Origin of the sequence: Kocuria subflava (assembly GCF_012163155.1) — a bacterium.
Taxonomy (GTDB): domain Bacteria; phylum Actinomycetota; class Actinomycetes; order Actinomycetales; family Micrococcaceae; genus Kocuria; species Kocuria subflava.
The window spans coordinates 1-700 of sequence record NZ_JAAVUN010000125.1 but is presented as its reverse complement, the minus strand read 5'-3'; the positions used below and the strand labels follow the sequence as shown (position 1 = coordinate 700).

Annotated in this window: 1 protein-coding gene; it reads left to right on the top strand. The window is 63.4% G+C overall.

Annotation, left to right across the window (positions count from 1 at the left end; translation table 11 throughout):
* Positions 1 to 404: 404 nt before the first annotated feature.
* On the top strand, positions 405 to 700 hold a 296-nt coding region (locus tag GTW58_RS13330), incomplete at its 3' end, for a LexA family protein (RefSeq protein ID WP_483413988.1).

Below are 700 nucleotides of genomic sequence, written 5' to 3'. Positions count from 1 at the left end.
TCCGAAACTGATGGCTGACATTGGAAAGCACTCCTTCTTGCCGGGGTCTGCCTGACCTCCGAGGTCCTGACCGTTCCTCACCCGAGGCGCCGGTCCGTGAACCACTGCGGTTCCCCCGACAGATCACCCTGGGGGCTCGAACAGGTGTTCGATTCCGTTTCGAACATTTCTAGCACGTATGTACGAACGGCGTCGACACGCTTTCGAACATTTGTTTGATCACGTGAGTGAACTCCCATATCCTGAGGGGGTGTTGGCCCGTCGAGCCCGTCGAGATCGAGTCGGGATCGAACACCTCACCGGCTCCGGACAACGGAACTCCGCGTTGGGAGGTTCACCGTGGACCAGTCAACGCAGGGGGTCGGACAACACAAGGAATCCCGCAGCGCATCCAAAGGACGGCCATGGCACCCAGCGACCGCAAGACCTCTGATCCGGGGCAGCCGCAAGACCTGTCCGGGCGACGTCCCTTGTCCGCGCGGCAGCAGAAGATCCTCGACGTCATCCGCCGCTCGATCACGGAGCGCGGCTACCCGCCGTCGATGCGCGAGATCGGCGACCTCGCGGGCCTCGCCTCGCTGTCCAGCGTGACCCACCAGCTCAACCAACTCGAGCGCCTAGGGTGTATCCGGCGGGACCCGAAGCGGCCTCGAGCCATGGAGGTACTCGACCCGACCTCACCGTTGACCGCCCAGGAATC